Consider the following 8,073-nt stretch of genomic DNA (forward strand, 5'->3'; position numbering starts at 1 on the left):
GGTACCAAGGGGACGGGCTCGCCGGCGGTGGCGGGCCCCGGGGCAGCTGCTGGACCGCCCGGATCGCGCGCTCCCCTTGCCGTGGCCTCGGCCACCCGCAGGCGTGTCGGTCGGTCCTCCTGGACCACCCCGAGGCTGGTCCGGGCGCTCACCGCGGCCTGCCTGGTCTGTGTGCTCGGCCTCGGCGGGGCCGTCGCTTCGGTGCTCGCCGGTGCGCGGGACGGCATCGACGCCATCGGCCACCGGGCCGCCCCGCAGGCCGTCCGCGCCGCGGACCTCTACTTCGCCCTCAGCGACATGGACGCCCAGGCGGCCAACCTCCTGCTGATCGGCGCGGACCCCGACTACCTCGCCCTGCGCAGGCAGACCCTGGATATCTACGAGCAGCGCCGCACCGAGGCCGGCGAGGACCTCCAGCGCGCCGCCGAGGCCGCCGTCGGAGACCCGGCCGGGCAGCGTGCGGTGCAGATCGTGATCGGCGAACTCGGCCGCTACGAGGCGCTGGTGGCCCGCACCCAGCTGCTGGAGGACCAGGCCCAGGCCCCCGCCGGCCGGCCGTCTGCGCAGGCACTGGAGACCTACCGGCAGGCCACCGACCTGCTCCGTCAGCGCCTCCTGCCCGCGGCGGACCAGGTCACCGCCGCCAACGCCACCACCGTGGACCGCGTCTACACGGAGCAGCGCGAGGGCCTCGCGGCCGGCTGGTGGTGGATCCTGGCGGCCGGCCTGCTCGCCCTCGTGGCGCTCGGCGCCCTGCAGCGCACGTTCACCGTCCGATTCCACCGCCTGGTCAACCCGCTGCTCGCCGCCGTCACCCTGCTGACCGCGGTCGCCCTGTTCACCGGGCTGTACCTCTCCACGCAGGCCGACCGTGACCTGGTGGTGGCCAAGAGCAACGCCTACGACTCCGTCCTCGCCCTCAGCCGCGCCCGCGCCACTGCCTACGACATGAACGCGGACGAGAGCCGCTACCTCACAGACCCGGTCCGGGCTGCCGCGTACGAGCAGGGCTTCTTCGACAAGACCCAGGCCTTCGCCCGGATCGAGGGCGCCTCGCTCGGCGACTACGACCTGCGGCTGAAGTCCGCCGCCGAGGCGCATCGCGCCGACCGCAGCGACGTTCCGTTCGGCGGATACCTCGGCGACGAGCTGCGTAACATCACCTTCGCCGGTGAACAGGGCGCCGCCGAGCGCGTACTGGAGACCTTCCGGCAGTACCAGCTCGACGACCGGAGGATGCGCACCCTGCGAGTCCAGGGCCGCCTCAAGGAAGCCGTCACCTTCAACACCGGCCTCGCGGCCGGCCAGTCCAACGCCGACTTCGCCGAGCTCGGCGAGGCGCTGGACGCCGTCCTCGCCGTCAACCGGCAGGCGATGGACCGCGCAGTGGCGCAGGCGGACGGCGAACTCGACGGACCTGCAGCCGCCGGCGGTACCGCGCTGCTGGCTGTGCTCCTTGCGCTCACCGTCCTCGGTGTCAGGCCCCGCCTGCGCGAGTACCGCTGATCATGAGTACGTCTACGCACCGGGGGAGACGTGGCGGACCGGGTCCGCGCGGAGGCCGGCGAACTCGGCCTCGCCCCGGGTGACCGGGCACCAGTGGCTGGACGGCGCCCGCGAGCACTTCACGGAGGAGTGGAAGTACGGGCTCCAGCAGCTCAACGGGACGCTCCCGGCCATCAGCCGCAACAAACCCCGGGCCGGGAGTTCACACCCGGCACCCGTGTCCCACAGATGCCGCCAAGGCGTACCTGCCGAAGCCGTCTGCTCTCTGCGGCGCCTTGATCGTCGAACTCGCCACCCCCGATCCGGACGGGTGGCAGCAGCTGTACTCCGCCTGTTCGTCCGGACCGTTCGAAGCATCGCTTCCCTGGTGCCACCGATGTCGACGACCTCGCAGCTGGCAGCCCCGGTGCCGGTGGCCTCGCCAGAGCAGGAGGCGTCGGCCCCGCAGCGCAGCCCCGGGGGTCCCTTCAGGACGGTGCTCCGATGAGCCGCCGGGCCGGCAGCCCGCTTCAGAACTTGTCCGGGTACTTCAGGGCCAGGATCAGATAGACGACGAGTGCGGCGGCGACCAGGAGACCGGCGGCGGTGTCGGCACTCATGCCACTCCTCATGAGGTGTCAGGCCTACGTTGGAGCAGGCGGAGGGCGTCCGGGGGATCGGAATCCCCGAGCGGTGGTGCGGGCGCAGAGGAAGCCCGTGCCAGGGAGGCTATTCCCGCCCGCCGGTCAGCCGGTCCGATCCTGACGACTCCTTGATCCCGGCAGCATCCACCTTGACGGAACGTTGACGGGAACCGCGCGTACGGTCACGCCTGGGCTGCCGACGGGCCGGCGGGCTCCATGACCGGGCCACCCCCGTGCGGCGCAGACGGCCCGTCACGTGATCGCCGCCAGAGCCCATGTCTGCGACGGCCCTCGTTTCCTGGAGCCGCAAGGTGCCGTGAGGGTGGTGTGCGGTTGCCCGTCCACGTGGAGGCAGCCCTCGGCGGGATCGGCGAAGCCTTGCGGTGCCTGCCCGACATGGACGACGACGAAGATGCTGTCGCCGCCGGGTGCGCCGTCCGACTCCCGGTGGCGGTGGATGCCACCGGCGTGGAAGAACGACTCGGCCATCGCCAGGCTCCTTTGCCGCAGTCGGACGCCCGGCACGGGCGCGCTGTCCGGTCAGAATCGCGCGCCAGTGGCAGGGCCGCGGAATGCCGTGCCGGGGTGCCGGAGATTCTCACCCGCGCGTCGTCCGGCGTGCCGGGCGCGGACACCGGTGACGATGCGCGAAGACGGGCAACGCGCTCGCCGTTGCTGCGGGTGAAGGAGCTGGTCGCGGGAGTGGCTGTCGCGGGTGGCTGATTCAACGGGTTCGGGTCCCGGCTGCGGCTGGAGCCGGCTTCGGACGGCACGCTGACGGGCGTCTTCGAGCCGGGGCCAGGGCCGGCGGCCCGGCGCGAGCTGGTGGAGCGGTTCGACGCGTGCCCGGCCGTGGCTGGGGTCGCGCCAGGGTGGACCGTCGCCTGGCGCGACGAACACCTGCGCACCCATTTCACGCCGCCTACGGCCGGCGTACGCGGACATCGTGTCGGCGCCACCCTTCTGCCTTCTGCTCTCCGGGCCCGGTGGATGCGGTCGCTACACCTCGATGTGGGAGCCCATGATGACGGTGCGGTCGCGCGGGAGGCCGAAGTACTCGGCGGCATCGGCCGTGATGTAGGAGGTGGCGACGAACAGCCGTTTGCGCCACGGCGCCATCGTCGGTTCCTTGCCGCGCCGGAGTTCGATCTTCGACAGGAAGTAGGTCGCCTGGTCGAGTTGGAGCTCGCCCTCGGTGTCGGCCGGTTCGAGCAGCGCCAGTGTGCCGGGTACGTCGGGTGTCTCCATGTAGCCGACCCGGGCGGTGACGTGGATGATCCCGTCCTCCGCGTAGCCGAGGTCGTCGACGACGATCCGCTGCTCGGCCGCGACCCGGGGCACGGTCTCGGTCCGGATGGAGAGGATCACGACCTGGTCGTGCCGCACGTGGTTGTGCTCGACGTTGGCGCGCATCGCCAGGGGCGTGGTCTGCTTGCCCCGGTTGAGGAAGACGGCCGTGCCGGGGACCTTCAGCGCCTGCACTCGCCCGCTGTGGAGCTGATCGACGAACTGGCGCAGCGATCCTTCGTGGCGTTCCCGCTGGGCGGTGACGAGCTCGCGGCCGCGCTGCCAGGTCGTCATGACGGTGAACGCGGTGAGGCCGATGAGCAGGGGCAGCCAGGCGCCGTGGAAGAGCTTGGTGGCGTTGGCGGCCACGAAGAGCAGGTCGACGAAGAGCAGGACGGTCGCACCGACGGCGACCAGCCATTTCGGCGTGCCCCACCTGGCACGGGCGACGTAGAAGAACAGCAGGGTGGTGATGGTGATGGTGCCGGTGACCGCCATGCCGAAGGCGAAGGCGAGCGCCGTGGAGCTGCGGAACGCGAAGACGAGGGTGAGCACCGAGACCATCAGCAGCCAGTTGATCCAGGGGACGTAGATCTGGCCGATGGTGGACTCGGAGGTGTGCGCGATACGCAGCCTCGGCAGGTAGCCGAGCTGGGCGGCCTGGGAGGCGACCGAGTACGCGCCGGTGATCACGGCCTGGGAGGCGATCACGGTGGCCGCCGTGGCCAGCACGACCATTGGCAGCCGTCCCCAGCCGGGCACCAGCAGGAAGAACGGGCTGCTGATGTTGCCCGGGTCGTCGAGGATCAGCGCAGCCTGTCCGAGGTAGCTCAGGGTGCAGGCGGGGAAGACGAGGAACAGCCAGCCGCGGGTGATCGGCCGGCGGCCGAAGTGCCCCATGTCGGCGTAGAGCGCTTCGGCGCCGGTGACCGCGAGCACGACCGCGGCCAGGGCGAAGAACGCAATGTCGAAATGGCCGAACAGGAAGCCCAGGGCGTAGCTCGGGGACAGCGCCTTGAGGATCTCCGGGTGGTCGGCGATGCCGGAGATCCCGCACGCCCCGATGGCCGTGAACCAGAGGATCATCACCGGCCCGAACACCCGGCCCACCGCTGCGGTTCCCCTGCGCTGGACCAGGAAGAGCACCACGATGATCGCCGCCGTGATCGGGACGACCGCGTCCGCCAGGGACGGCTCGACGACCTTGAGCCCCTCGACCGCGGAGAGCACCGAGATCGCCGGGGTGATCATGCTGTCGCCGAAGAACAGCGACGCACCGAAGATGCCCAGCGCGGCCAGGACGACGGTGGTCCTTCGGCCCCGCTGCGAGGCCGACCGCCGCAGCAGGGTGATCAGCGCCATGATGCCGCCCTCGCCGTCGTTGTCGGCGCGCATGGCGAGCAGGACGTAGGTGACCAGGACGATGACCACCACCGACCAGAAGATGAGCGAGACCACCCCGTACAGGTTCTCCGTGGAGACCGGTACGGGGTGCGGGTCCTCCGGGTTGAACACGGTCTGCAGGGTGTAGATCGGGCTGGTGCCGATGTCGCCGAAGACCACACCGAGGGCACCGATCGTCAGCGCGAGGCCCGCCAAGCCGGTGGTACGACCCGGGTGACCGGGTGTCGGCTGCCGGGCTTCGGGACCGTTGTCGGCCATGGGTCCTCCTCCGCGCGGGCGTTCTGCTGCAGGGCTGGTGCACTGGGGCGGACGATACCGACCCCGTCGTCAGGCCGCAGGGGAGACTGCGCCGACCGCGCCGGCCGTCAGGCGGTGCCGAGGCCGGTCTCCTCGAGGTCGAGGTCGCGCTGCAGGGTGCGCCGAGTGGTGTCGCTGATCCGGTGGTCGTCGTAGAGACGGCGCAGCTCGTCGCCCTGGACGGCGATGACCTCTCGACGCAGTTCGCGGTAGACGACCAGCGCGGGTGTTCCGGCGGCCGGTTCGTCATGGGGTTCGAGCCTGGCCTCCAGGCCTCGGCGGACGCGCTCGACGACGTGCCCGGGGATGGTCTCCAGGTCGGCGAGCTGGTCGAGGTGGGTGAGGCCCGCCCGGGTGAGTGCGCCACGGGCGTCCTCTTCCTCACGGGCGGTGTGTTCCGGTTCGAGCGCCAGCCCGGAGCGGTTGACGACGGGTGCCAGGCTCAGCCCCTGGACGACGAGGGTGAAGACCACGACGGCGGTGGTGAGAACGAGCGCCAGGGCCCGCCCGGGCAGCTGGGTGCCGTTCTCGGCGGCGAGCGGGATCGACAGCGCGGCGGCGAGCGGCATCACCCCGCGGGTACCGGCCCAGCTGACCACGGCGGCGATCCGCCAAGAGGGCCGTCCGCGACTCGGCCCGACCGCTGCGGAGAGGGGGAGCATCCAGAGGACGCGCAGCGCGATCAGCACGGTGGCGATGGCGAGCGCCTGCAGCGGCCACATTCCGCTTCCGCCGGGGAGTTCCCGGACCAGCGTGGGCAGCTCCAGGCCGACGATGCTGAAGACCACGCTCTCCAGCAGGAAGACCACGACCGCGTACACGGCGTGCAGCTGCAGGCGGATCCGGGCGTCGGTCAGGCGGTGCCCGGAGCGGCCCAGCAGCACGCCGGCGACGACCACGGCGGTGACGCCGGAGGTGTGGGCGGACTCGGCGAGCACGTAGGCGCCGTACGGGGTGACCAGGGCGATGACGGTCTCCAGCACCGGGTCGGTGGTGCGGCGGCGGATCAGGGTGACTCCGCCGGCAACCACGGCGCCGATCGCGCTGCCGCCGCCGGCCAGCAGGACGAACTGCCCGCCCGCCGCCTGCCAGCCGACCGCGCCGGTGGCGACGGCGACGGTGACGGCGACCCGGAACAGCACCAGCGAGGTGGCGTCGTTGAACAGGCTCTCCGCCTGGACCAGGACCTGCACCCGGCCGGGCAGGGCGAGCCGCCGACCCAGTGCGGTCACCGCGACCGGATCGGTGCTGGCCAGGACCGCGCCCAGGACGAAGGCCATGGAGGCCGGCAACGGGGTCAGGGCGGCGGCGAGTGCGCCGACGAGGGCGGCCGAGGCGAGGACGAGGCCGAAGGCGAGGACGGTGACCGGGCGCCACACCGAGCGCAGATCGCGCAGGGACAGTTCCTCGGCGGAGGCGTAGAGCAGCGGGGGCAGGACGACCAGGCCGATGGTCTCGGGGGCGATGTGCAGGGCGGGTGCCCCGGGTATCAGGGCGACCGCGATCCCGGCGAGTACCAGGAGGGAGGGTGCCGGTATGCGCCAGCGGCGGGCGCCGGTGGCCACCGTGGTGGCCAGGACGACAAGAAGGAGGACTGCCCCGACCGCGCGCATCGCCGAAACCCCAGCTCAGTTCGCGGGGGCGCCGCGGCGGCCGCCGCGGTCCGTCCCCCGGCCGACCAGACTTCCCGGCACACCGTTGGCGGTCATTTTATCAAGGCCTTAGCGCCTCGAAGGTTCGTCCGATTCATGGAGTGCTGCAGGGGCGGCCCCAGTCGCGTGCCTGTCCGTCCACGGGAACGTGACCGGTGTCCGAGCACGCGCGTTGACGCTGCTCGACCTTGCCGCACGCGGACTGGCGGGATTGACCCCGCCCGCGGCGGCGGCATGCGTGGCGCCCGACGAGTACCAGGACACCCTCACCCACGAGCGGTTGATGGTCCGGCGGATCCAGGAGTCCGTGGCGTCGGGCGAGTTGCTTGAGGGCACGCTGAATGGGCGGTTGAGACCGGCCGCAGGACTGATCACGTCCTGCGGTCGGTTCGCCCTCATCCGGTGCGTCCGGCGTCGGTCAGGCCGCCTTGACCGGCCGGGTGAGGCTGTCGAGTGCGGCGCCCGCGTGGTCGGCCAGGGTCACGGCGACCAGGCGCGCCTGCCGCGAGGGCACTGTCCCAGGGGTGGGTTCGAGCATGAAGCGGCCGACGTACTTGCCGTTGCCGAACATCCGCAGTTCGACGTCCTCCTCGGGCAGGCCGAGGGCGTCGGCGTCCCAGGTGCGGCGGCCCACGGTGACGGAGCCGTCGTGCTGCAGGCTCGGCGGGTGGCCGATCAGGGAGCCGTACTCGAAGCGGCAGTTGCGCAGCTGGAGGAGGTCCACCAGCTCGTCGCGGACGTGGTCCACCACGGTGAGTGCGGAGTTGGCGTTGCGGGCCAGGACGGCGGTGTCGTGGATGCGGGCGAGGTAGCCCGCGTCGGTGATCGCTATCACCTGGAAGTGGCGGGCGCGGGCCGCGAGTTGGGAGACCGTGAGGCCTACGGTGAGCAGGAGCACGGCGGTGGTGATGTCGGTACCGGCGTCGATGGCGAACCGCTGGTAGGGCTGGGTGAAGAAGAAGTCGAACCAGACGGCCGCGCTGACCGCCGCGACGGCACCGGCCAGCCGGTGGCCGAGCGCGGCCACCGCGACGACCACGACGACGAGCAGCAGGGCCACGTTGGTGTTGGCCATGCTGTCGCGGAACGGCAGCAGGACCAGGCTCAGGATCAGCGGGGCAACAGCCGCCACGAGCAGGGAGAGCGGCCCCCGCAGGGTGAGGTATCGGCGCATGGTGCACCTCCTGTTCTCCGGTGTAACAGGCGCGGGGCGGAAGTCGGGCCCCGGCGCGGTCTCGTTAACGGGATCCTTGCGCTCGGTTTCCGCTCCCGGCCGTTCGGCGCCGGCCGCGGGCGAGTAGTAC

The 8,073-nt window shown here is 71.7% G+C and carries 7 protein-coding genes; 1 reads left to right on the top strand and 6 read right to left on the bottom strand.

The window, feature by feature from the left end; genetic code table 11:
- Positions 1 to 81 precede the first annotated feature (81 nt).
- On the top strand, positions 82 to 1,506 hold the full coding sequence (locus ABZ641_RS19575; RefSeq protein ID WP_359983353.1) for a hypothetical protein: 1,425 nt from the start codon (positions 82 to 84) through the stop codon (positions 1,504 to 1,506).
- Between the two features lie 12 nt (positions 1,507 to 1,518).
- On the opposite strand, the gene ABZ641_RS19580 is transcribed toward ABZ641_RS19575, so the two are convergent.
- The 6 genes from ABZ641_RS19580 to ABZ641_RS19605 all read right to left on the bottom strand — a co-directional run bounded on the left by ABZ641_RS19580 (position 1,519) and on the right by ABZ641_RS19605 (position 7,943).
- Positions 1,519 to 1,680, bottom strand: coding sequence for a hypothetical protein (locus tag ABZ641_RS19580; protein WP_359983356.1), 162 nt, complete (start codon positions 1,678 to 1,680; stop codon positions 1,519 to 1,521).
- A gap of 335 nt (positions 1,681 to 2,015) precedes the next feature.
- Positions 2,016 to 2,105 carry a K(+)-transporting ATPase subunit F gene (gene kdpF, locus ABZ641_RS19585; RefSeq protein WP_043175968.1) on the bottom strand — a complete coding sequence of 30 codons (90 nt, stop codon included), beginning with the start codon at positions 2,103 to 2,105 and terminating at the stop codon, positions 2,016 to 2,018.
- Between the two features lie 276 nt (positions 2,106 to 2,381).
- Positions 2,382 to 2,618, bottom strand: coding sequence for a hypothetical protein (locus tag ABZ641_RS19590; protein ID WP_344622975.1), 237 nt, complete (start codon positions 2,616 to 2,618; stop codon positions 2,382 to 2,384).
- 510 nt (positions 2,619 to 3,128) lie between these two features.
- Complete coding sequence (locus ABZ641_RS19595) at positions 3,129 to 5,078, bottom strand: potassium transporter Kup (RefSeq protein ID WP_344622974.1); 1,950 nt, start codon at positions 5,076 to 5,078, stop codon at positions 3,129 to 3,131.
- 107 nt (positions 5,079 to 5,185) lie between these two features.
- On the bottom strand, positions 5,186 to 6,730 hold the full coding sequence (locus tag ABZ641_RS19600; protein ID WP_359983360.1) for a Na+/H+ antiporter: 1,545 nt from the start codon (positions 6,728 to 6,730) through the stop codon (positions 5,186 to 5,188).
- Between the two features lie 457 nt (positions 6,731 to 7,187).
- Complete coding sequence (locus tag ABZ641_RS19605) at positions 7,188 to 7,943, bottom strand: DUF4118 domain-containing protein (RefSeq protein WP_359983363.1); 756 nt, start codon at positions 7,941 to 7,943, stop codon at positions 7,188 to 7,190.
- Positions 7,944 to 8,073: the final 130 nt, after the last annotated feature.

The sequence above is a fragment of the Kitasatospora sp. NPDC007106 genome (assembly GCF_040634455.1).
GTDB lineage: Bacteria > Actinomycetota > Actinomycetes > Streptomycetales > Streptomycetaceae > Kitasatospora > Kitasatospora arboriphila.

Bases quoted from the DNA above. Each gene is read 5' to 3' on its own strand.
- ABZ641_RS19580 (WP_359983356.1), bottom strand. From the start codon at position 1,680: ATGGCCGGGAGCGTCCCGTTGAGCTGCTGGAGCCCGTACTTCCACTCC.
- kdpF (WP_043175968.1), bottom strand. From the start codon at position 2,105: ATGAGTGCCGACACCGCCGCCGGTCTCCTGGTCGCCGCCGCACTCGTC.
- ABZ641_RS19590 (WP_344622975.1), bottom strand. From the start codon at position 2,618: ATGGCCGAGTCGTTCTTCCACGCCGGTGGCATCCACCGCCACCGGGAG.
- ABZ641_RS19595 (WP_344622974.1), bottom strand. From the start codon at position 5,078: ATGGCCGACAACGGTCCCGAAGCCCGGCAGCCGACACCCGGTCACCCG.
- ABZ641_RS19600 (WP_359983360.1), bottom strand. From the start codon at position 6,730: ATGCGCGCGGTCGGGGCAGTCCTCCTTCTTGTCGTCCTGGCCACCACG.
- ABZ641_RS19605 (WP_359983363.1), bottom strand. From the start codon at position 7,943: ATGCGCCGATACCTCACCCTGCGGGGGCCGCTCTCCCTGCTCGTGGCG.